Origin of the sequence: Variovorax boronicumulans (genome assembly GCF_030812215.1) — a bacterium.
Lineage (GTDB): Bacteria > Pseudomonadota > Gammaproteobacteria > Burkholderiales > Burkholderiaceae_C > Variovorax > Variovorax boronicumulans_C.
Genome location: NZ_JAUSSG010000005.1, coordinates 355,170 through 377,615 on the forward strand (window position 1 = coordinate 355,170; position 22,446 = coordinate 377,615).

The following is a 22,446-nucleotide window of genomic DNA, read 5'->3' on the forward strand; positions in this document are numbered from 1 at the left end:
GCAACCACCATGTCCCGTATCCAGAAGACTTTTTCCCTTCGCCGGACCCTGCTCGGGGCAGCGGCGGTTTCGCTGCTCGCGGCCGGCGGCGCGGCGAGCGCGCAGACCAAGACGCTCTACATCGGCATGAACGGCGGCACCATGGAGAAGGCGTACACGCAGTACGTGTTCCCGGCCTTCGAGAAGCTCTACGGCGCGAAGGTGGTGGTGGTGCCGGGCACCTCGTCCGACATCCTCGCGAAGGCGCAGGCCAACAAGGACAAGCCGCAGATGCACGTGATGTTCCTGGACGACGGGATCATGGTGCGCGCCATCGGCATGGGCCTGTGCCAGAAGCAGAAGCCCAACCCGTCGCTGGCCGAGATCTACCCCGCCGCACGCTTCAAGGACGACATGGCCAGCGGCGTGAGCCTGGGCATGACGGGTCTCGCCTACAACGCCAAGATGTTCAAGGAAAAGGGCTGGGCCGCACCCACCTCGTGGATGGACCTGGCCGATCCGAAGTTCAAGGGCAAGGTGGTGTTCCAGTCGATGTCGTCCTCGTCGTTCGGGCTGCACGGCTTTTTGATGTTCAACCGCATCCAGGGTGGCAACGACAAGAACGTGGAGCCCGGCTTCAAGGCCTGGCCCACCACCGTCGGCCCTAACGTGCTCGAGTACATCCCGAGCTCGGCCAAGCTCTCGGAGATGGTGCAGACGGGCGAGGCCGCGATCTTCCCGCTCACGCCCACGGCCGTGGCTGCGCTCAAGGCCAAGGGCATTCCGGTGGAGTACGCGCCGCCCAAGGAAGGCGCGGTGGTGCTGATGGTGGGCCAGTGCGTGATCGCCAACAACAGCGAGCCCGAGCTGTCGCAGAAGCTCGCCGAGTTTTTGCTGAGTCCGCTCGCGCAGGCCAACGTGCTTCAGTACGGCGCACAGATCCCGACCAACCCGAAGGCGCCGGCCGTGGGCGAAGGCGCGACGCAGGTGGCGGACATCAACAAGTGGATGAAGACCGCGATCACCATCGACTGGGAGAGCATCAACGCGAACCGGCCGGCGTGGAATTCGCGCTGGAACAAGACGATCGAGAAGTAGGCGCCGGCCTCAAGCCGCGCGGTTGGCTTCAACGATCCAGCCCGCGGCCTTCTCCGCCATCATCAGCGTGGGGCTGTTCGTGTTGCCGCTCGTGATGGTCGGCATCGCGCCCGCATCGACCACGCGCAGGCCCTGGATGCCGCGCACGCGCAGCTTTGCATCGAGCACCGCCATCGGGTCGCTGTCGGCACCCATCTTCGTGGTGCCGACCGGGTGGAAGATGGTGGTCGCGATGTCGCCGGCCAGGCGCGCGAGGTCTTCGTCGGTCTGGTACTGCACGCCGGGCTTCCACTCCTGGGGCTTGTACTTGGCGAGCGCGGGCTGCGCGGCGATGCGGCGCGTCACGCGCAGCGAATCGGCCGCCACCTTGCGGTCTTCGTCGGTGCTCAGGTAGTTGGGCGCGATGGCGGGCGCATCTTCGAAGCGCTTGCTCTTGATGCGCACCGAGCCCCGGCTGGTCGGGTTGAGGTTGCACACGCTCGCGGTGAAGGCCGGAAAGCTGTGCAGCGGATCGCCGAAGGCATCGAGCGACAGCGGCTGCACATGGTATTCGAGGTTCGGCCACTCGTAGGCGTCGGAGCTGCGCGTGAAGGCGCCCAGCTGCGACGGCGCCATGCTCATCGGGCCGCTGCGCTTCATCAGGTATTCGAGGCCGATCTTCGCCTTGCCGACCATCGACGACGCCAGCACGTTGAGCGTGGGCGCGCCGTCGATCTTGTAGACCGCGCGGATCTGCAGATGGTCCTGCAGGTTGGCGCCGACGCCGGGTGCATCGAGCACCACGTCGATGCCGTGCTGCTGCAGCAACGCGGCCGGGCCGACGCCCGAGAGCTGCAGGATCTGCGGCGAGCCGATGGCGCCCGCAGAGAGGATCACCTCGCGCTCGGCATGCGCGGTGCTCATCTCGCTGCCGTTCCACACTTCGGCGCCGGTGCAGCGCTTCGTGCCGTCGGCCTGCGTCTCGAACAGGAGGCGCGAGACCTGTGCGCCGGTCCACAACTCGAAGTTGGGCCGGCCGTAGCAGGTGGGCCGCAGGAACGCCTTGGCCGTGTTCCAGCGCCAGCCGTTCTTCTGGTTGACCTGGAAGTAGCCCACGCCCTCGTTGCTGCCGCGGTTGAAGTCGGTGGTGTGCGGCACGCCGGCCTGCACCGCGGCTTCAGCGAACGCATCGAGGATGTCCCAGCGCAGGCGCTGCTTCTCCACGCGCCACTCGCCGCCTGCGCCGTGCATCTCGTCGGCGCCGAGGTAGAAGTCCTCGTGCTTCTTGAAGGCCGGCAGCACGTTCTGCCAGCGCCAGCCGTCGTCGCCGGTGAGGTCGGCCCACTGGTCGTAGTCGCGCGACTGGCCGCGCATGTAGATCATTCCGTTGATGCTGGAGCACCCGCCCAGCGTCTTGCCGCGCGGATAGCGCAGCGTGCGGCCGTTGAGGCCCGCGTCGGGCTCGGTGTTGTAGAGCCAGTCGGTGCGCGGGTTGCCGATGCAGTAGAGGTAACCGACCGGAATGTGGATCCAGTGGTAGTCGTCCTTGCGGCCGGCCTCGATGAGCAGCACGCGCTTGGTCTTGTCGGCGCTCAGGCGGTTGGCGATGAGCGAGCCTGCCGTGCCGGCGCCGATGATGATGTAGTCGAAGGTGGTGTCGCTCAACGGTGTCTCCAATCTGGTTGTTCTTTTCTCGGGCGCGCAATGTCTCCCCGCACATGCGTCTTGCCAGCGCTCCCGCGGAACCGGGTCCGCCGGGCCGCCGGAAGCGCCCCCTCGAGGGAGGATGCGAGCGACACGAAGTGCGCGAGAGTCGGGGGTGGGCTTACTTTGCCGTGGGCATGACGAACTCGGCGCCCTTGCCGATGCTCTCGGGCCAGCGCTGCATGATCGACTTCTGCTTCGTATAGAAGCGCACGCCCTCTTCGCCGTACGCGTGCATGTCGCCGAACAGGCTCTTCTTCCAGCCGCCGAAGCCGTGCCAGGCCATCGGCACCGGAATCGGCACGTTGATGCCCACCATGCCCACCTGGATGCGCCGGCTGAACTCGCGCGCCACGTTGCCGTCGCGGGTGAAGCAGCTCACGCCGTTGCCGAACTCGTGGGCGTTGATGAGGTCCACCGCGTCCTTGAAGTTCTCCACGCGCACGCAGCTGAGCACCGGGCCGAAGATTTCTTCCTTGTAGATGCGCATCTCGGGCGTGACGTGGTCGAAGAGGGTGCCGCCCATCCAGAAACCATCGCCGCAGCCTTCGCCGGCCTTGTTGCCGTCGAACACGCGGCCATCGACCAGCAGCTTCGCGCCTTCCTTCTCGCCTTGCGCGATGTAGCCGGTGATGCGCTCGTGCGCCGCGCGCGTGACGATCGGGCCCATCTCGGCCGCGAGGTTGGTGCCGTTGAGCACCTTGAGCGTCTTCGTGCGCTCGATGAGCTTGGGGATCACCTTGTCCGCCACGTCGCCCACCAGCACCGCGACGCTGATCGCCATGCAGCGCTCGCCGGCCGAGCCGTAGCCCGCGCCGATCAGTGCATCCACCGTCTGGTCGATGTCCGCATCGGGCATGACCACCATGTGGTTCTTCGCACCGCCCAGGGCCTGCACGCGCTTGCCGTGGCGGGCGCCGGTTTCGTAGATGTAGTTGGCGATCGGCGTAGAGCCGACGAAGCTGATGGCCTTGACGTCGGGGTGCTCGATCAGCGCATCGACCGCCGCCTTGTCGCCCTGCACGACGTTGAACACGCCATCGGGCAGGCCCGCTTCCTTGAACAGCTCGGCGATGCGCAGCGACGGGCTCGGATCGGTCGGGCTGGGCTTGAGCACGAAGGTGTTGCCCGCGGCAATGGCCACCGGGAACATCCACATCGGCACCATCACCGGGAAGTTGAAGGGCGTGATGCCGGCGACCACGCCCAGGGGCTGGCGCAGCGTCCAGTTGTCGATGCCGGTGCTCACCTGGTCGGTGAAGTCGCCCTTGAGGAGTTGCGGGATGCCGCAGGCGAATTCGACGATGTCGATGCCGCGCGAGACCTCGCCCTGCGCGTCGGTGAAGACCTTGCCGTGCTCGGCGGTGATGAGGTGGGCGAGCTCGTCCTTGTGCTCGTTGAGCAGCTGCAGGAACTTGAACATCACGCGCGCCCGGCGGATCGGCGGCGTGTCGGCCCAGGCGGGGAACGCGGCTTGGGCGGCGGCCACGGCGGCCGAGACCTGCGCCGCGTCGGCGAGGCCGACCTTGCCGGTGACGGCCCCCGTGGCGGGATTCGTCACATCCTGCGTGCGGCCCGAGGTGTTGGCGGCGGGCAGGCCGGCGATGTGGTGGTCGATATTTCTGATATTCATGGACATGATGGGTCTCCTTGGGGGCAATTTGGCCTGTTCCTCGAAGGAAAGGCCAATGAATTCGACGCCACGGGCTTATAAATCGGACTTATATGACTACCGCCGCCATGGACCTCCAGATTTTGCGCGCCTTCGTTCTCGCAGCGAAGGAGGGCAACGTCTCCCGCGCCGCCGAACGGCTGCACCTCACGCAGCCGGCGGTGAGCCTGCAGCTCAAGCGCTTTGCCGAGGAAACCGGGCTCGTGCTCTTCACGCGCACGCCGCACGGGCTCGCGCTCACGGCCGACGGCGCGGCGATGCTGCCGCAGGCCGAGCGGGTGCTGGCCGCCGTCGGCGACCTGCAGCAGGCGGCGCGCAAGCTCCAGGGCACGGTGCGCGGGGCGCTGCGCATCGGCACCATCCTCGACCCCGAGTTCACGCGCCTGGGCGTGTTCCTGCGCGAGCTGGTCGAGGCCGCGCCGCAGATCGAGACCGAACTGCGCCACGGCATGAGCGGCAGCGTGCTGGCGCAGCTGCTGCGCGGCGACCTGGACGTGGGCTTTCACCTCGACCCGGGCGAAGACGGCCAGACAACGACAACACCGGCGCTGTCGGTCCGCACCCTCACCCGCTTCACCTACCGCGTGGTCGCGCCCGCCGGCTGGGGCCCGCAGGTGCAGGGTCGCGACTGGAAGGCGCTGGCCGCCCTGCCCTGGCTCGCGACGCCGCCCGAGTCGGCGCACCACCGGCTGCTGGAGCGCGTGTTCGCGCCGCTCGGCCTTTCGCCGCGGCGGGTGGCGATGGTGGACCAGGAGGCATCGATGCTCGACCTGCTGAAGTCGGGCATTGGCCTGAGCCTCGTGCGCGACTCGATCGCGATCCGCGAATGCCAGGCCCACGGCCTCGCGATGGCCGACCGGGTGCAGCTCGATTGCGCGCTGCGTTTTGTCTCGCTCGCATCGCGGCGCGACGAGCCGGTGATCGCCAGCGCCTGGGATGCGCTGGCCAAGGCCTGGAACTGAAGAAAAGCTGAAAAAACGGCGCGCCGCCCTACGCCAATGAGGGGTCTGGAGCACATGGGCGCAGGATGCACCCGGTTACGATGCGCGCGTCCCCCAAACCCGGTTATTTGTTTACTTTCTGCTCATCCGTCCCATGCCTTCCGCCACCCCGACTGCCGACGCCCAAGCCGCCGACAGCGCGTTGCCGCGTGTGGCGCAGCGGGAGCAGGAAGGCCGCCAATGGACGGTCGCCACCGGCCGCTGGACCGCGCTGGGCATGTCGTCGGTCCCGGCGTGGCAAGCCTTGTCGAAAAGCCTGGCGGCGGCACCTCCCGCGGACGACCGCGCCTGGGACCTGCGCCCCATCGTGCAGCTCGACCACATCGGCGCGCAGCTGCTGTGGGAGCACTGGCGCCACGAATGGCCCGCCACGCTGGAGATGGAGGCGCAGCACAAGGCGGTGCTCGACCAGGTGGCGCAATACACCGTCGCCACGCCGGATGAACCGCCCAGGACGCTGGCCGACCGCATCCGCACCTTCTCGCACAACGGGCCGCGCGCGATGTACGTCATGCGCGACTTCGTCGGCCTCATCGGCCAGCTCGCGCTCGATGTCGGCAGGCTGATCCGCGCACCGCACCGCGCGCCGTGGCGCGATTTCTCGGGGCATCTCTATCAGTTCGGCGCGACGGCGCTGCACATCACGGCGCTGGTCGGCCTCCTGATCGGCGTGGTGCTGGCCTACCTGATCTCGCAGCAGCTTCGCAACTACGGCGCCGAAGCCTTCGTGGTGAACATCCTCGGGCTCTCGCTGGTGCGCGAGCTCGGGCCGGTGCTGGCCGCGGTGCTGATCGCCGGGCGATCGGGCTCGGCCATCACCGCGCAGATCGGCGTGATGCGGGTGACCGAGGAGCTCGATGCGATGCGCGTCATGGGCATCCCGCACGGCTTTCGCCTGGTGATGCCGCGCGTGCTGGCGCTGGCGATCGCGATGCCGCTCATCAGCCTCTGGACCTCGATGGCGGCGCTGCTGGGCGGCATGCTCGCGGCCGACGCGGCACTCGATATTTCGCCGGCCTACTTTCTTTCTGCGCTGCCGCGCGCGGTGCCGATCGCGAACCTCTGGCTCGCGATGGCCAAGTCGGCGGTGTTCGGCATCCTGATCGCGTTGATCGGCTGCTACTTCGGCATGAAGGTCAAGCCCAACACCGAGAGCCTCGGGCGCGGCACGACGTCGTCGGTGGTGACATCGATCACCGCGGTGATCCTGGTCGACGCGCTGTTCGCGGTGCTTTTCAAAGGCATCGGATTCCGGGGATGAATACCGCCGTGAACAACAACAGCAACGACGCCACCGTGGTCGACATCCGCAAGCTCTGGACGGTGTTCAAGAGCGCCGATGGCGAGCAGGTGGTGCATCGCGATCTCGACATGCACATCGACCGCGGCGAGGTGCTCTCGCTGGTGGGCGGCTCGGGCACCGGCAAGACGGTGCTGCTGCGCCAGATCCTCGGGCTGGAAAAGCCGACGCAGGGCGTGGTCGAGGTGCTGGGCCAGGAGCCGGGCGAACTCAGCGCCTCGGGCGCGGCCAACGTGGGCATGCTGTTCCAGCACGGCGCGCTGTTCTCTGCCTTCAGCGTGCTGGAGAACATCGCCTTTCCACTGCGCGAACTGAAGCTGCTGCCCGACGAGCTGATCCGCCACGCGGCGCTCGTGAAGCTGCAGATGGTGGGGCTGGAGCCGCAGCACGCGAACAAGAGCCCGTCGGACCTGTCGGGCGGCATGATCAAGCGCGTGGCGCTGGCGCGCGCGCTCATCATGGATCCGCCGCTGCTGCTGCTGGACGAACCCACCGCGGGCCTGGACCCCGAGGCGTCCGACAGCTTCTGCAATTTGCTGCGCGGCCTGCACCGCGAGCTGGGCCTGACGGTGGTGATGGTCACGCACGACCTGGACACGCTGTTCGACCTGAGCACCCGCATCGCGGTGCTGGCCGACCAGAAAGTCATCGTCAGCGGCACGGCGCGCGAGGTCATTGCCTACCCGCATCCGTTCATCCACGAATACTTTCTAGGAGGGCGCGGCCAGCGCGCCCTGGAGGCGCTGCATGACAAGCCAGCCACAGAACAACACGCGCCGCGGCCCGAAGCCGCGCGCGCCGAAAGGTAGGTAGCCACCATGGAAAACAAGGCCCATGCCCTCGCCGCCGGCGCCTTCGTGCTCAGCCTCCTGGCCGTGCTCGTCGGGCTGGTGATCTGGTTCACGCGCGACAACACCGTGCGCAACGTCTACGAGCTTTCCACCCGCGATGCGGTCAGCGGCCTGCAGCCGCAGGCGATGGTGCGCTACCGCGGCATCGCGGTCGGCAAGGTGGCCTCGATCGACTTCGATCCGAAGGTGAAGGGCAACGTGCGCGTACGCATCACCGTCGACCAGCGCGTGCCCCTCACCACCTCCAGCTTTGCCACGCTGAGCTACCAGGGCGTGACGGGCCTGGCCTTCATCGCGCTGGACGACAAGGGCGAATCGCAGGTCGCGCTCAAGCCCAACAACGACGACCCGCCGCGCATTCCGCTCAAGCCCTCGATGCTCGCGCAGCTGCAGGACCGCGGCGAGGCCATCATCAACCAGGTCGAGGAAGTGACGAAACGTGCCAACCAGCTGCTGAGCGACCCGAACCAGAAGCGCGCGGCCGATGCGCTGGAGAACATCGCCGCGGCCTCGGCCAGCGCCAACACGCTGCTCAAGACGCTGGACACCACGGTGAAGACCGGCCTGAACCCGACGCTGGCCGCCATGCCCGACACGCTGGGCACGGTGAAGAAGGCCGCCAGCGACGTCTCGCGCGTGGCCAACAACTTCAACACCACCGTGGGTCGGCTCAACGCGCCCGACGGCCCGGTCGAGCGCCTGAGCGACGGCACCAAGGCGCTGGCGCAGGCGGTCGACTCGTTCAACGCGGCCACGCTGCCGCGCGTGAACCGCGTGGCCGACGACACCTCGCACGCGGTGCGCCGGCTGGGCCGCGCGGCGGACAGCATCAACGACAACCCGCAATCGCTGCTGTTCGGCAACGGCGGTGCCGCGGCGGGGCCGGGCGAGCCGGGTTTCTCCGCGCCGGCCGCGCGCCCTTGATCGAAGGTGACGAGCATGAAGACAACCACCCCAACGCTTTCAATGGCGCTCGCCGGCATCGGCCTTGCGGCGCTGGTCGCCGGCTGCGGCGCGCTGCCCGACAAGCCCGCGCGCGCGACGCTCTACGACTTCGGCCCCGGGCTCGCCGCCACGGCGCCGGCCGCCGCGCCCACTGCCGCGCTGCCGACCCTGGCGCTCGCCGAGTTCGAGAGCAACACACGGCTGGACGGCACGCAGATCCTCTACCGCCTGGGCTATGCGGACGCCAACGAGCTGCGCCCCTACGGCCAGTCGCGCTGGAGCCTGCCGCCCGCGCAGTTACTGCGCCAGCGGCTGCGCGACAGCCTCGCGGAGCACCGCATGGTGCTCGGCCCGGAAGAGAGCGCGACCATCGCCCGCACCAAGGGCGAGGTGCCCGACACGCTGCGCATCTCGCTGGACGAGTTCAGCCACTACTTCGATTCGCCCGCGAGCAGCGTGGGCCTCGTGCGCCTGCGCGCCACGCTGATCCGCGGCACCACGGGCGGCGACCGCGTGCTGGGCCAGCGGATGTTCACGGTGCGCCGCCCCGCGCCCAGCGCCGATGCGCCGGGCGGCGTGAAGGCGCTCGCGGCCGCCAGCGACGCGGCCGTGGCCGAGGTCACGCAGTGGATGGATGCACTGCAGCGCCAGCCGCGGCAGTAAGCTGTAGCCCGATTCGCAGCAACTTCCAACACCGAGGAGACCCGCCCCATGAACGCAACACGCATCGTCGGCATCCTGCTGGTCGTGGCAGGCATCGCGGGGCTGGGCCTCGGCGGCTTCAGCTTCACCAAGGAAACCCATCAGGCCAAGCTCGGGCCGCTGGAGTTCTCGGTGAAGGAAAAGCAGACCGTCAACTTCCCGGCCTGGGCCAGCGTGGCCGCCATCGTGGTGGGTGGCGCGCTGGTGCTGCTGGGCGGCAAAAAGAGTTGAGAAAGTGTGAATAAACCTACTGCGCGATCCGATCTCGCACCTGCGGTCCTCACCGTGCAGCGTACGGTTCCGGTCCGCGATGCAAGCTCGAACCGCTCGCTACGGTTTCTTCGCACCTTCTGAGCGCCCCCGCGTGCTGCGGGATTGACGGGTCAGGGGGAGAGGTCGCGGCGGGCTGCTGAAAGCTGCCGCCGGCCGACGTCAGCGGGGGCGAAGCCAGCCGCCATGCAATCCGTCACGGTGCCGGCGGTGCAATGGTGGCCGGAACATTTCTCCTCGTTCTTGCGCCGCGAAGGCCTTCGCACAATGCGCCCTCCTTCATTTCTGGCGCACTTCCATGAGCTCTCTTCAGATCATCCAGGACCACGACAAATGGCGCAAAGGCACCGGCGGCGCGCCCGCGGGGCTGGCGGGCGAAAGCGACGGCAATGTCTACGTCGGCCTCGATCTCGGCCTGATCACCTTCACGTCCAGCACCTTCAACGGCAGCCGCTTCGGCTCCACCAGCTTCATGGACGCCGTCTGGACTGCGTGCCGCTTCACCGGCTGCTCGTTCAGCCGGTGCGACATGCAGCGGATCAGGATCAGCGGCTGTTCATTCACGGGCTGCACCTTCGCGGCGTCGCAACTGCGGGCCAGCACTTTCAACGACTGCACGTTCAGTCACTGCAACCTGATCTCGCTGAATCTCGATGCGAGCCACTGGTCGCAGGTCAAGCTGCTGGATTGCCGGGGCCAGCAGGTGAGCGCCGCCGACCTGGTCGGCGAGCAGGTCGACTTCACGGGAAGCCGGTTCGAGGACATGCAGTTCACCAACGCGCGCATCAACTGAGCGAAAAGAAAAATCAGAGGGCGCGGGCCTGGCCGTTCAGCCCCGCCAGCAAACGCGGCAACAGGTCTTCGGAAGTCCCGCGCAACACCACCGCCGCCGAATCGTCCAGATGCGGCAGCGGCTCCAGGTTCAGCGTGATGAGCCGGCTGCCGCGCGCCATCGCAAGCTCGGGCAGTTCGGCCGCCGGATAGACGATGGTCGTGCTGCCGACCACCATGAAGAGGTCCGATTCCTGCGCCGCCACCTGCGCCTCGAGCAGCACGCCGGGGTTGAGCATCTCGCCGAACATCACCACGTCGGGCCGCGCATGCGAGCCGCAGCGCAGGCACCGGTGAAAGGGCCACGGGCCGCTGCGGTTGCCGCAGTGGTCGCAGCGCCAGCGGCGCAGCGACCCATGGAGCTCGAGCACGTCGAGCCCGCCCGCCTGGGTGAGCAAGCCGTCGACGTTCTGCGTGACCAGCCGCGTCGCCGGTCGCAGCCGCTGCAACTGCGCGAGCGCCCGGTGGCCCGGATTGGGCGCGGCCGATTCGACGACCGACATGCGCTGGCCCCAGAATTTCGTGAAGCCCGAGGGGTCGCGCTTCAGGTCTTCGGCGTGGGAGAACTGCAAGGCGTTCTGGCTTTTCCAGAGCCCGTCCGCATCGCGGTAGGTCGGGATGCCCGAGGCGCGGGAGAGGCCGGCGCCCGAGAAGACGACGATGCGCCGGGCGCCCTGCAGCAGCGCGACGGCGGATTCGAGTTGAGAAGAAGAAGAAGAAGAAGAAGTGGCGTCGGTTGCGGCGGATCGCGTCATCGCTCTGTTTTTCGGGTATCGGAAGGCCCCGCGGCGGGTGCGCCCAGCCGCTGGGACACGGCGCCCGCGCAGGCCTTGAGTGCGCGCGAGAGCTCGCCGTCCCACGCGGTGTCGAAGATGCCGGCCGGGCCGATGGCGGTCACGGCAAGCACGATGGCGCCGGTGTGGTCGAACACCGGCGCGGCCATGGCGCTCACGCCCTCGATCACCTCGCCGTCGGAGCGGCTGATGCCATGCGCGCGCACCTCCTTCAGCTGGCGCTCGAAGTCGCTCCACGAGGGCAGCGGCTGCACCGGCGGCATGCCGGCGGGTGTGGCGGCCTCGGCGGCTGCGCCCTTGCGCGGCTTCTGGCGCTGGCGCTCTTCCTCGAGCAGTTGCCGCACCGCGTCGGCATCGAGGTAGGCCGCGAAGATGCGGCCAGAGGCCGTGTTGGTCAGCGAGAACACCGTGCCGTGCCGCATGTTCACGTGCACCGGCGACGGCGATTCGGCCGTGCGGACGATGGTCGCGCCGCGCGCGCCCCACACCGCCAGCGCCACCGTGTGGCCGATCCGCTGCGCCAGCGGGCTGAGCAACGGGGTGGCGATGTGCACCGGGTCGGCCTGCTGCAGGCTGATGAGCCCCAGTTGCAAGGCCAGCGGACCGAGCAGATAGTGGCCGCTCGCACGGTCCTGCTCGATGAGCCCGAGCCGCCCGAAGCTCACCATGTAGGGGTGGGCCTTGGCGGGTGTCATGTCGGCTTCGCGCGCCAGGTCTTTCAGCGCCATCGGCCGGCCGTGGTGCACCAGCGCACGCAGCAGCTGGCCGCCGACCTCGATGCTCTGGATGCCGCGTTGGGCGGCGCGGTCGGTGTCAGGGGTATCGGGAGTGTCGCTGGAGTCCTTGGTCACCTGGATCGCGGGGCCAGCCGCTCGTTCGTTCATGAAGAAGGGATTAGACATTACCTGATCCGGGGCTTACACTGCGAAAATTCGTTATCCGCGAATTCGTTTGCCCTAAACGAATTTTCACAACCCTTTCCAACCCCACACAGACCGGAGACAAGACGATGAGCCAAGCCAAGAAGTTCGCCAGCCAGGCCGACATGGAAGAGAAGAAGATCACCTTCAGCCAGATCTCCGAGCACGCCTGGGCCTACACCGCCGAGGGCGACCCGAACACCGGCATCGTGATCGGCGACGACTGCGTGCTGGTTGCCGACACCCAGGCCACCCCCGCCATGGCCGCCGACGTGGTGCGCCGCATCCGCGAGGTGACCGACAAGCCCATCAAGTACGTGGTGCTCACCCACTACCACGCGGTGCGCGTGCTGGGCGCGGCGGGCTACGGCGCCCAGCACATCCTGGCCAGCCAGGACACGCGCGACCTGATCGTGGAGCGCGGCGAGGCCGACAAGGCCAGCGAAATCGGCCGCTTCCCGCGCCTCTTCCAGAACGTGGAAACCGTGCCCCCGGGCCTGACCTGGCCCACCATGACCTTCACCGGCAAGATGACGCTGTGGCTCGGCAAGCTCGAGGTGCAGCTGATCCAGCTGGGCCGCGGCCACACCAAGGGCGACACGGTCGTCTGGCTGCCAGAGGAGCGCACGCTGCTGTCGGGCGACCTGGTCGAATTCGGCGCCACGCCATACGCCGGCGACGCCTATTTCCAGGACTGGCCGCAGACGCTGGACAACATCGCCGCCCTGAAGCCCGCCGCGCTGGTGCCGGGCCGCGGCGCCGCGCTCACCACGCCGGCCGAGGTGGCCGAGGGGCTCACGGGCACGCGCAACTTCATCTCCGACGTGTATGCCAGCGTGCAGGAAGGCGTGAAGGCCGGCCGCGACCTGAACACGGTCTACAAGGACACCTACGCCAAGCTAAAGCCCAAGTACAGCCAGTGGGTGATCTTCGACCACTGCATGCCGTTCGATGTGAGCCGGGCGTACGACGAAGCCTCGGGCCATGCCGACCCGCGCGTGTGGACGGCCGAGCGCGACATCGAGATGTGGAAGGCGCTCGAAGGCTGATGCATTTGCTTCCTTCGCCGGCCATCCGGCGAAGGAAAGACAAAGACACGGAGACAACACGTGATCGACTATCAAAGTCTGCGCTTCGACTACCGCCGCCACGCCGATCAGGACGCATCGACACCCGCCCATCACCCCGTGGTGATCGTCGGCGCCGGCCCGGTCGGCCTCACGCTCGCCATCGACCTCGCGCTGCGCCAGGTTCCTGTGGTGCTGCTGGACAACGACAACACCCTCTCCAGCGGCTCGCGCGCGATCTGCTTTGCCAAGCGCTCGCTCGAAGTGTTCGACCGCCTGGGCTGCGGCGACCGCATGGTCGACAAGGGCGTGTCGTGGAGCGTGGGCAAGGTGTTCTTCCACGACGAGCAGGTCTACCGCTTCGACCTGCTGCCCGAGCCCGGCCACGAGCGGCCCGCCTTCATCAACCTGCAGCAGTACTACGTCGAGGGCTACCTCGTGGAGCGCGCGGCGGCGCTGCCGCTCATCGACCTGCGCTGGAACAACAAGGTGACGGGTATCGAGCCGCGCGACGACGGCGCGATGCTCACGGTCGAAACGCCCGAGGGCAACTATCAATTGGCGGCCGGCTACGTCGCCGCTTGCGACGGCTCGCGCTCCAACCTGCGCCAGTTGCTCGGCCAGGAGGCCAAGGGCCGCACCTTCCGCGACCGCTTCCTGATCGCCGACATCACGATGGACGCGCCGCTCCCCACCGAGCGCCGCTTCTGGTTCGACCCCTCGTTCCACCCGGGCCAGAGCGTGCTGCTGCACAAGCAGGCCGATGGCATGTGGCGCGTCGATTTCCAGCTCGGCTGGGACGCCGACCCGGTGGAAGAACGCAAGCCCGAGAACATCACGCCGCGCGTGCGCGCGCTGCTCGACAGCATCGGCTTTGCGGAGGTGCAGTTCCAGATCGGCTGGGCCAGCGTCTACACCTTCGCCTGCCAGCGCATGGAGCGCTTTCGCCACGGCCGCGTGCTGTTCGCGGGCGACTCGGCGCACGGCGTGTCGCCCTTCGGCGCGCGCGGTGCCAACTCGGGCGTTCAGGACGCGGACAACCTCGCGTGGAAACTCGCCGCGGTGCTGAAGGGCGATGCGCCCGATGCGCTGCTCGACAGCTATGCAAGAGAGCGCGAATACGCGGCCGACGAGAACATCCGCCACTCCACGCGCGCGACCGACTTCATCACGCCAAAGAGCGATGTGAGCCGCCTGTTCCGCGATGCGGTACTGGAACTGACGAAACGCCACGCCTTCGCGCGCACGCTGGTCAACAGCGGGCGGCTCTCGGTGCCGGCGGTGCTGCGCGACTCCCCGCTCAACACGGCCGATGCCGACGCGTTCAAGGGCGCGATGGTGCCGGGCGCCGCCGCCACCGACGCGCCGACCGTGCGGGCCGATGGCAGTGCGGGCTGGCTGCTGCGCGAATGCCATGGACAGCAGTTCACCGCACTGGTGTTCGGCGAAGGCGGGGCCGCCGAGCGCAGCGTGGAAGCGCTCAAAGGCGGCGACCGGCCGCTGCACATCGTGCGCGTGCAAGGCACAACGCCCGCAGGCGAACTCGCCACCCAGCGCTACGACGCGCAACCCGGTACCGTCTACCTGCTGCGCCCCGACCAGCACGTGTGCGCACGCTGGCGGCAGCCCACGGCGGCGAACATCCGTGCAGCCATCGACCGCGCACTGGCAAAGGCATGAAGATGCAGCAACTGAACACCACGCCGAACCTCGAAGCCCCCGACGACTTCTACGAAGCGCTCATCGAGGCGCACCAGGGGCTTTCCACCGAAGAGAGCCACGCCTTCAACGCGCGCCTCGTGCTCGTGCTGGCCAACCACATCGGCTCGCTCGCCGTGCTGCGCGAGGCCTTCGAGGCCGCGCGCGGCGGCTAGGCGGGTCCACGCACTCCAACCTCATCTCATCGCGATTTTCGAAAGAGAACACCATGACCCAAGCTTCCGCCAACGACGAGCGGCGCTACCTCGGCGGCTTCGGCAACGAATACGCCTCCGAGGCCGTTCCCGGCGCCCTGCCTCAGGGTCGCAACAACCCGCAGCGCGGGCCGTTCGACCTCTACACCGAACTGCTCTCGGGCACCGCCTTCACCGCACCGCGCCATGAGAACCGCCGCACCTGGCTCTATCGCCGGCAGCCTTCGGTGGTGTCGGGACGCTACCAGCCGTATGCCCAGCCGCACTGGACGACCGGCGGCGACCGCGAGATCGCGCTGCCGCCCGAGCCGATGCGCTGGCATCCGATGCCGCTGGACGGCGCGGCCGAAGCCGACTTCATCGACGGCATGCACACGGTGGCCGCCAATGGCGATGCCGAATCGCAGGTCGGCATCGGCTCGCTCATGTACCTCGCGGGCCGCTCGATGGAAAAGCGCGCCTTCGTCAACGCCGATGGCGAGATGCTGGTCGTGCCGCAGCAGGGCCGCCTCGTCATCACGACCGAACTCGGCGTGCTCGATGTGAAACCGGGAGAAATCGCGGTGCTGCCGCGCGGCATGGTCTTCAAGGTGGCGCTGCCCGACGGTCTCTCGCGCGGCTACGTCTGCGAGAACTACGGCGCGCATTTCCGCCTGCCCGAGCTCGGCCCGATCGGCTCGAACGGCCTGGCCAATGCGCGCGATTTCCAGGCCCCCGTGGCGGCCTTCGAGGAAGACGGCGGCGCCTACGAGCTCGTCAAGAAATTCGCCGGCCGCTTCTGGAAGGCGCCGACCAAGCAATCGCCCTTCAACGTGGTCGCCTGGCACGGCAACCTCGCGCCGGTGAAGTACGACACCGCGCATTTCATGGTGATCGGCTCGATCAGCTTCGACCATCCCGATCCGTCGATCTTCACCGTGCTGACCTCGCCCAGCGACACGCCCGGCACCGCGAACTGCGACTTCGTGATCTTCCCGCCGCGCTGGATGGTGATGGAGAACACCTTCCGCCCACCCTGGTTCCACCGCAACCTCATGAGCGAGTTCATGGGCCTGGTGCTGGGCGAGTACGACGCCAAGCCCGGCGGCTTCAAGCCCGGCGGCGCGAGCCTGCACAACTGTATGGTGCCGCACGGCCCGGACGAGGAAGCCTTCGACAAGGCGACGCACGCCGACCTCAAGCCGCACAAGCTGGACAACACGCTGGCCTTCATGTTCGAGAGCCGCTACCGCTTCATTCCAACGAACTTCGCGCTCAACAGCCCGGCGCTCGACACCGACTACGCCGACTGCTGGGCGGGGCTGAAGGACCAGTTCAAGCCATGATGAAGAACGCCTCCTTCACTCTCGCGCGCCGCGCGGCGGCCATCGCCCTGCTCGCCGCGCCCTTGTTCGCGCATGCCGCGGACTTTCCTTCCAAGCCGATCCGCTTCATCGTGCCCTACACGCCCGGCGGCACCACCGACCTCGTGGCGCGCACCGTGGGCCAGAAGGTGTCGGAAAAGCTCGGCCAGCCGGTGCTCATCGACAACCGCGGCGGCGCGGGCGGCAACATCGGCATGGACGCCGTGGCCAAAGCGGCGCCCGATGGCTACACCATCGGCTTCGGCGCGATCTCGACCAATGCGCTGAATCCGCACATCTACAAATCGATGGCCTTCGATCCGCGCAAGGACTTCACGGCCATCAGCCTACTGGGCACCTCGACCATCGTGCTCGAAGTGCCGGCGGCCTCGCCGATCAAGTCGGTGCCCGACCTGATCGCCGCCGCGAAGAAGAACCCGGGCCTGCCCTACGCCACCGCGGGCGCCGGCACGTCGATGAACCTCGCGGGCGTGATGTTCGCGCAGATGACCGGCTCCGAGCTCGTGCACGTGGCCTACAAGGGCAGCGGCCCGGCCATCACCGACATGCTGGGCAACAACATCGGCGTGATGTTCGACAACCTGCCCGCGTCGCTGCCGCACATCCAGGCCGGCAAGCTGCGCGCACTGGCAGTCGCCGGGCCGGCGCGCTCGCCGTCGCTGCCCGACGTGCCGACGATGGCCGAGGCGGGCCTCAAGGGCTATGCGCTCGATCCGTGGTTCGGCGTGTACGGGCCGGCGAACCTTCCGGCGCCCATCGTGAAGGCGCTGAACGAAGCATTCGTCGAAGCGCTCGCGATGCCCGAGGTGAAGGCCAGGCTGCAGCAGGCCGGCTTCTCGCCGCGCGGCTCGACCGCGCAGGAGCTGGCCACGCTCACGCAGACCGAATACCAGCGCCTGGGCGATGTCGCCAAGAAGGCCGGCATGACCGCAGACTGAAGCACCTCACCACCGTTCACGCTGAGCCCCACCACCGTTCACGCTGAGCTTGTCGAAGCGCCGCGCAAGACTTCGACAAGCTCAGTCCGAACGGTCCCGGATTCCTCTCCCACCCAATTCAAGGACACCCATGACCATCGCACTGAACGCCACCCATGACCCGAAGCTGCGCAGCTGGGTCGCCTCGGCCAACGAAGCCGGCACCGACTTCCCGATCCAGAACCTGCCGTTCGGCCGCTTCCGCACGGCGGGCAGCAGCGAGGCCTTTCGCATCGGCGTCGCCATCGGCGACCAGGTGCTCGACCTGAGGGCTGCGGGCCTCGTCGACACCGACGACATGAACGCACTGATGGGTGCGAGCGTGAAGGACCGCCAGGCCCTGCGCGCCGCGATCTCCACAGGCCTCGCCGAAGGCAGCGACAAGCAGGCCGCATGGTCGAAGGCACTGCTCGCGCAGGCCAAGGCGGAGATGACCGTGCCCTGCCGCATCGGCGACTACACCGACTTCTACACGGGCATTCACCACGCCACCACCATCGGCAAGCTGTTCCGTCCCGACCAGCCGCTGATGCCCAACTACAAGTGGGTGCCGATCGGCTACCACGGCCGCGCCTCGTCGATCCGCGTGAGCGGCCAGACCTTCAAGCGCCCGCAAGGCCAGACCAAAGCGCCCGACGCAGAAACGCCGAGCTTCGGTCCTTCGAAGCGGCTCGACTACGAACTGGAGCTGGGCTTCTTTGTGGGCCGCGGCAATGCGCTGGGCGAGCCCATCGCCATCGCCGACGCCGAAGACCACCTGTTCGGCGTGACCTTGCTCAACGACTGGTCGGCGCGCGACGTGCAGGCCTGGGAATACCAGCCGCTCGGCCCCTTCCTCTCGAAGAGCTTCGCGAGCACGCTGTCGCCGTGGATCGTGACGATGGAGGCGCTCGCGCCATTCCGCGCGAAGTTCGAGCGGCCCGCGGGCGACCCGCAGCCGCTGCCGTACCTCGATGCGCCATCGAACCGCGACAGCGGCGCGCTGGACATCACGCTCGAAGTGCTGCTGCAGACCGCGAAGATGCGCGCCGAAGGTGTCGCACCCGCCCGCCTCACGCGTGGCAACACCATCGAGGCCGCCTACTGGACCGCCGCGCAGCTCATCACCCACCACACGGTGAACGGCTGCAACCTGCAGCCGGGCGACCTGCTGGGTTCAGGCACGCTCTCCGGCCCGAAGGCCGACGAGGCCGGCTCGCTGATCGAACTCACGCTGGGCGGCAAGCAGCCGATCACGCTGCCGAACGGCGAGAAGCGCACCTTCCTGGAAGACGGCGACACGCTGGTCATTCGCGGCTGGTGCGAGCGCGCGGGGGCTGTGCGTATCGGTCTGGGCGAAGTCAGCGGCACCGTGGAAGCCGCCGCGAAGTAGGCAACCTCAGGGGGCCGGTGCGGTCGTGCTGGCGGCCACCGGCCACGCCACTTCGCTCGCCACGCGCGGCTTGCCCATCGGCGCGGCGGCCTTGCCGATCTTGATGGCCGCCATGTCCGCTTCGCTCGGATACTGGTTCATCAGCCAGTAGTCGAACACCCGGCGCGCAATGGGTGCCGCGGCGCCGGCGCCCCAGCCTGCGTTCTCCACGATCACCGCGACGGCGATCTTCGGGTCGTTCACCGGCGCGAAGGCCATGAAGAGGGCGTGATCGCGCTGGTGTTCCTCGAGCGCGCGAGCGTTGTACTTGGTGTTCTGCGCCTGCGTCACGGCCTGCGCCGTGCCCGTCTTGCCGGCCGCCTGGTAGCCCGCGCCCGCGAACACGCTGCGCGCGGTGCCGCTGGTGACCACGCTGGTGAGGCCCTCGCGCACCACCGCGACGTTGGCCGCGGTGAAGCCCAGGTTCTCCGCCGGCGGCTGCGGCAGCGGCACCACCTGCCCGCTCACCGTGTTGCGCGTGGCCAGCACGAGGTGCGGCTTGTGCTTGATGCCGCCGTCGGCCACGATGGCCGTGGCCTGTGCGAGCTGCAGCATGGTGAAGGCGTTGTAGCCCTGGCCGATGCCCAGCGAGATGGTCTCGCCCGCATACCACTTCTTCGCCTCGGGCCGCTTGTAGGCATTGCGCTTCCACTCGGTGCTGGGCAGCACGCCGCGCACCTCGCCGCCCAGGTCGATGCCTGTGATCTGGCCGAAGCCCAGCGGCTTCATGAAGTCGTGGATCATGTCCACGCCCATCTCGTTGGCCAGCGAGTAGTAATAGATATTGCTCGACAGCTGGATCGAACGCCGCATGTCGACGCCGCCCAGGTTGCCTTCGGGGCTGCCGAAGCGGTGGCCGCCGAAGTTGAAGTAGCCCGGGTCGTTCACCACCACGCTCGCGCCGCGCTTGCCGGTCTGCAGCGCCGCCAGCGCCATGAAGGGCTTGTAGGTGGAGCCGGGCGGGTAGGTGCCGCGGAGCGCGCGGTTCAGGAGCGGCTTGTCGAGCGATTCGCTCAGCTCTTTCCAGCTCTCGGTGTCGATGCCTTCGACGAAGAGGTTGGGATCGAAGGTCGGCTTGCTCACGAAGGCCAGCACCTCGCCGGTCTTGGGATCGATGGCCACCAACGCGCCGCGGCGCTCGCCGAACATGTCTTCCACCAGCTTCTGCAGCTTGATGTCGAGCGACAGCATCACGGTGTTGCCGGGCGTGGCCGGGTGGCTCGCGAGCCGGCGGATGGCGCGCCCGCCCGCGGAGGTTTCCATCTGCTCCACGCCGGTCTGGCCGTGCAGCGTCTTCTCGTAGCTCTGCTCGATGCCCAGCTTGCCGATGTAGTCGGTGCCCTTGTAGTTGGCCTGCTCTTCTTCTTCCCAGTCTTCCATCGCGGTCTTCTCGCGCTGGTTGATGCGGCCGATGTAGCCGAGCACGTGCGAGCCGGTCTCGCCGTTCGGGTAGTTGCGGAACAGCCGTGCCTTGATCTCCACGCCCGGGAAGCGGTAGCGCTGCGCTGCGAAGCGCGCCACTTCTTCGTCGCTCAGGCGGGTGCGGATCGGGATGGAGTCGAAGCTGCGCGAGTCCTCGCGCAGGCGCTTGAAGCGGCGGCGGTCGCGGGGCGAGACCTCGAGCACCTGCGTGAGGTTGTCGATGGTCTCCTCGACATCGCCCACCTTCGAAGGCGTGATCTCCAGCGTGTAGGCCGAGTAGTTGGAGGCCAGCACGATGCCGTTGCGATCGAGGATCAGGCCCCGGTTGGGTACCACCGGCACGATGGCCGTGCGGTTGCTCTCGGCCTGCTCGGCCAGGTCTTCATGCCGTACGACCTGCAGGTACACCAGCCGCGCGCCCAGCAGGCCGAACCCGAAAAGCACCGCCAGGCCGATCACGATCACGCGGCGCTTGAAGCGCGCGAGGTCGGCGGCGACGTTGCGGATTTCGGTCATGGCGATGGGAGCTTAGGCGCGTGCTAGTGCAAGTCAAGTGCAGTGGCAGATGCGGGAGGGCCGCCGCCGGGCCGCCCCAAGGCGAGCCGCGCCTCCCCCTTGGGGGGTGGAGTTACACGCAGCGAAGCGAAGTGAAAAGCCGGAGGGCACCATGACTAGAGGGGGCGGTTCTCGTCGGGTTCCGGGGTGCGGCGTTGAGGGGCGAGCAAAAGCGCCGTGGCCAGGGGCCAGAGCGCGGCCTCGATGGCCGGCGAGATCAGCACCGACCAGCCCGGGAACACCCCGCCGCCGATCATCCGCGTGATGACCTCGATCAGCTGCGACAGCGCAAAGAGCGGCAGCACCTGCAGCGCCTGCGACAGCACCGGATACCAGAGGAGCCGGCGGTGGATCGTGATCGCGAAGAAGCCCAGCGTCGTGTAGGACAGCGCATGCTGGCCGAGCATGGAGGCCTGGTGCACGTCCATGCAGAGGCCGAACACGAAGGCCGCGCCGATGCCCACGCGCGAGGGCTGGTGCACGCCCCAGAACACGATCACCAGCGCCAGCAGGTCGGGCATCCAGGCGGCGCGGCCGATGGGGATCATGTTGACCAGCAGCGCCACGATGAGGCTGGTCCACATGAAGAGCGGGCTGACGGGCAGCAGGAGCTGCTGCTGGCCGGGACGCTTGATCATCGGCCACCCCCTGCGGATGCGGCAGGTTTTTTCTCGTTCTTGCCGGCGCCGGGCTTGCCCTCGGCGCGCTTGCGCTGCGTGGTCGTCGGCGCGGCGGGTGGCGGCGCGGTCGGGGCACCGGTCGGCTCGAGCACCAGCACGTAGCGCGCGGCGGTCACGCTGGCGAGCGGGACACAGTAGATGCGGGCGAAGGCCGAGTCGGCGCGGCGTTCGATGCGCTCGATCTTCGCGACCGGCAGGCCGGCCGGGTAGATACCGTCGACGCCGCTGGTGGAAAGCAGGTCGCCCTCCTGCAGGTCGGCGTTGGCGGCCATGAAGCGCAGCTCCAGGCCCCCGCCGTGCGCCGAGGCGTCGCCGAAGGCCACGCTGCGCACGCCCGTGCGGGTGTTCTGCACAGGAATCGCAAGGTCGCGGTCGATGACCAGCGTGACTTCGCTCGTGAACGGCAGCACCTGCGTGACCTGGCCGAGCACGCCGTGCGTGTCGATCACCGGCGAGCCGGCCGCCACGCCCTGGGCGAGGCCCTGGTCGATGACGATCTTGCGGGTGTAGGGGTCGGCCGCGTCGTACAGCACCTCGGCCGCGCGGCCCGGCGTGGTGGTGGTCTGGCGCAGCTCGAGCAGTTCGCGCAGGCGCGCGTTGTCCTGCGCCAGCGTGTCGGCCTGGCTCGCGCGCTGGGCCTGCATCATCAGCGCCTTGCGGGCGTCGGCCTCGTTGCGCTGGGCGGTCTGCAGGTCTTCGAGGTAGCGGCCGCCGCCCATCACGATCTGTACCGGCTTGAGCGCCACCCATTGCACCGGGTAGAGCACCGCGCCGAGCGTCGCGCGGATCGGCTGCACGATATGAAAGCGTGCATCGGCCACCATGAGAAACAGGGAGAGCGCGCCGAAGAAGATCAGCTTGCTGAGTGCCGACTGTCCCTGGTTGAACAGGGGTGGCGCTGTGCGATCGAGCGTGCCCAGAGGCATGAATTCAGACCCGGCGGTGGTGCGGAATCAAATAACAAAAAGCCGGCCTATGCAAGCAGAGGCCGGCCGATGATGGCTTTCGCCT

At 68.1% G+C, this 22,446-nt stretch carries 21 protein-coding genes; 14 read left to right on the plus strand and 7 right to left on the minus strand.

Going from position 1 to position 22,446, the window contains the following annotated elements:
• Positions 1-9: 9 nt before the first annotated feature.
• Complete coding sequence (locus tag J2W23_RS16180; RefSeq protein ID WP_307649439.1) at positions 10-1,077, plus strand: ABC transporter substrate-binding protein; 1,068 nt, start codon at positions 10-12, stop codon at positions 1,075-1,077.
• A gap of 9 nt (positions 1,078-1,086) precedes the next feature.
• Here J2W23_RS16180 and J2W23_RS16185 read toward each other — a convergent pair whose 3' ends face one another.
• Both J2W23_RS16185 and J2W23_RS16190 read right to left on the minus strand, forming a co-directional pair.
• Entirely contained in the window at positions 1,087-2,721 is a 1,635-nt protein-coding gene (locus J2W23_RS16185; RefSeq protein ID WP_176660659.1) for a GMC family oxidoreductase, read from the minus strand.
• Between the two features lie 160 nt (positions 2,722-2,881).
• A complete protein-coding gene (locus J2W23_RS16190) occupies positions 2,882-4,399 on the minus strand; it encodes a CoA-acylating methylmalonate-semialdehyde dehydrogenase (RefSeq protein WP_373423940.1) in 1,518 nt (505 codons plus the stop codon).
• A gap of 86 nt (positions 4,400-4,485) precedes the next feature.
• Between J2W23_RS16190 and J2W23_RS16195 the strand changes: the two genes are divergently transcribed.
• The 7 genes from J2W23_RS16195 (at position 4,486) to J2W23_RS16225 (ending at position 10,294) form a co-directional block, all read left to right on the plus strand.
• Positions 4,486-5,394 (plus strand): LysR family transcriptional regulator, encoded by a 909-nt coding sequence (locus J2W23_RS16195; protein ID WP_373423941.1) that lies wholly within the window; start codon positions 4,486-4,488, stop codon positions 5,392-5,394.
• Between the two features lie 133 nt (positions 5,395-5,527).
• Complete coding sequence (locus tag J2W23_RS16200; RefSeq protein WP_307649442.1) at positions 5,528-6,694, plus strand: MlaE family ABC transporter permease; 1,167 nt, start codon at positions 5,528-5,530, stop codon at positions 6,692-6,694.
• On the plus strand, positions 6,691-7,542 hold the full coding sequence (locus J2W23_RS16205; RefSeq protein WP_307649443.1) for an ABC transporter ATP-binding protein: 852 nt from the start codon (positions 6,691-6,693) through the stop codon (positions 7,540-7,542). Before J2W23_RS16200 ends, J2W23_RS16205 begins: the two co-directional genes overlap by 4 nt.
• Positions 7,543-7,551: 9 nt before the next feature.
• Entirely contained in the window at positions 7,552-8,508 is a 957-nt protein-coding gene (locus J2W23_RS16210; RefSeq protein ID WP_307649444.1) for an MlaD family protein, read from the plus strand.
• Positions 8,509-8,523: 15 nt separating this feature from the next.
• Positions 8,524-9,192, plus strand: a complete 669-nt coding sequence (locus J2W23_RS16215; protein ID WP_307649445.1) for an ABC-type transport auxiliary lipoprotein family protein — start codon at positions 8,524-8,526, stop codon at positions 9,190-9,192.
• 48 nt (positions 9,193-9,240) lie between these two features.
• Positions 9,241-9,462 carry a hypothetical protein gene (locus J2W23_RS16220; protein WP_307649446.1) on the plus strand — a complete coding sequence of 74 codons (222 nt, stop codon included), beginning with the start codon at positions 9,241-9,243 and terminating at the stop codon, positions 9,460-9,462.
• 337 nt (positions 9,463-9,799) lie between these two features.
• On the plus strand, positions 9,800-10,294 hold the full coding sequence (locus tag J2W23_RS16225) for a pentapeptide repeat-containing protein (protein ID WP_176660652.1): 495 nt from the start codon (positions 9,800-9,802) through the stop codon (positions 10,292-10,294).
• A gap of 13 nt (positions 10,295-10,307) precedes the next feature.
• Here J2W23_RS16225 and J2W23_RS16230 read toward each other — a convergent pair whose 3' ends face one another.
• Positions 10,308-11,087, minus strand: a complete 780-nt coding sequence (locus J2W23_RS16230; protein WP_307649447.1) for an SIR2 family NAD-dependent protein deacylase — start codon at positions 11,085-11,087, stop codon at positions 10,308-10,310.
• Positions 11,084-12,028, minus strand: a complete 945-nt coding sequence (locus J2W23_RS16235) for an IclR family transcriptional regulator (protein ID WP_307649448.1) — start codon at positions 12,026-12,028, stop codon at positions 11,084-11,086. Before J2W23_RS16235 ends, J2W23_RS16230 begins: the two co-directional genes overlap by 4 nt.
• Positions 12,029-12,135: 107 nt before the next feature.
• Between J2W23_RS16235 and J2W23_RS16240 the strand changes: the two genes are divergently transcribed.
• The 6 genes from J2W23_RS16240 (at position 12,136) to fahA (ending at position 18,739) form a co-directional block, all read left to right on the plus strand.
• Positions 12,136-13,095 (plus strand): MBL fold metallo-hydrolase, encoded by a 960-nt coding sequence (locus J2W23_RS16240; RefSeq protein WP_307649449.1) that lies wholly within the window; start codon positions 12,136-12,138, stop codon positions 13,093-13,095.
• A 60-nt stretch (positions 13,096-13,155) separates the two neighbouring features.
• A complete protein-coding gene (locus tag J2W23_RS16245; RefSeq protein ID WP_307649450.1) occupies positions 13,156-14,793 on the plus strand; it encodes an FAD-dependent oxidoreductase in 1,638 nt (545 codons plus the stop codon).
• Positions 14,794-14,795: 2 nt separating this feature from the next.
• Positions 14,796-14,987, plus strand: coding sequence for a DUF2783 domain-containing protein (locus J2W23_RS16250; protein WP_176660648.1), 192 nt, complete (start codon positions 14,796-14,798; stop codon positions 14,985-14,987).
• A gap of 53 nt (positions 14,988-15,040) precedes the next feature.
• Positions 15,041-16,351 (plus strand): homogentisate 1,2-dioxygenase, encoded by a 1,311-nt coding sequence (hmgA, locus tag J2W23_RS16255; RefSeq protein ID WP_307649452.1) that lies wholly within the window; start codon positions 15,041-15,043, stop codon positions 16,349-16,351.
• Positions 16,351-17,328, plus strand: a complete 978-nt coding sequence (locus J2W23_RS16260; RefSeq protein ID WP_307649507.1) for a Bug family tripartite tricarboxylate transporter substrate binding protein — start codon at positions 16,351-16,353, stop codon at positions 17,326-17,328. Before hmgA ends, J2W23_RS16260 begins: the two co-directional genes overlap by 1 nt.
• Before the next feature lie 130 nt (positions 17,329-17,458).
• Positions 17,459-18,739, plus strand: coding sequence for a fumarylacetoacetase (fahA, locus tag J2W23_RS16265; RefSeq protein WP_307649453.1), 1,281 nt, complete (start codon positions 17,459-17,461; stop codon positions 18,737-18,739).
• Between the two features lie 6 nt (positions 18,740-18,745).
• Here the strand turns inward: fahA and mrdA are convergent, their stop codons facing one another.
• From mrdA to mreC, 3 genes are all read right to left on the minus strand, one after another.
• On the minus strand, positions 18,746-20,716 hold the full coding sequence (gene mrdA, locus J2W23_RS16270; RefSeq protein ID WP_307649454.1) for a penicillin-binding protein 2: 1,971 nt from the start codon (positions 20,714-20,716) through the stop codon (positions 18,746-18,748).
• A gap of 155 nt (positions 20,717-20,871) precedes the next feature.
• The gene (gene mreD / locus J2W23_RS16275; protein WP_307649455.1) at positions 20,872-21,393 is read right to left on the minus strand and encodes a rod shape-determining protein MreD; all 522 of its coding nucleotides are present in this window, start codon (positions 21,391-21,393) and stop codon (positions 20,872-20,874) included.
• Complete coding sequence (mreC, locus tag J2W23_RS16280) at positions 21,390-22,361, minus strand: rod shape-determining protein MreC (RefSeq protein ID WP_176660643.1); 972 nt, start codon at positions 22,359-22,361, stop codon at positions 21,390-21,392. The genes mreD and mreC overlap by 4 nt, the downstream gene beginning before the upstream one ends.
• Positions 22,362-22,446 lie beyond the last annotated feature (85 nt).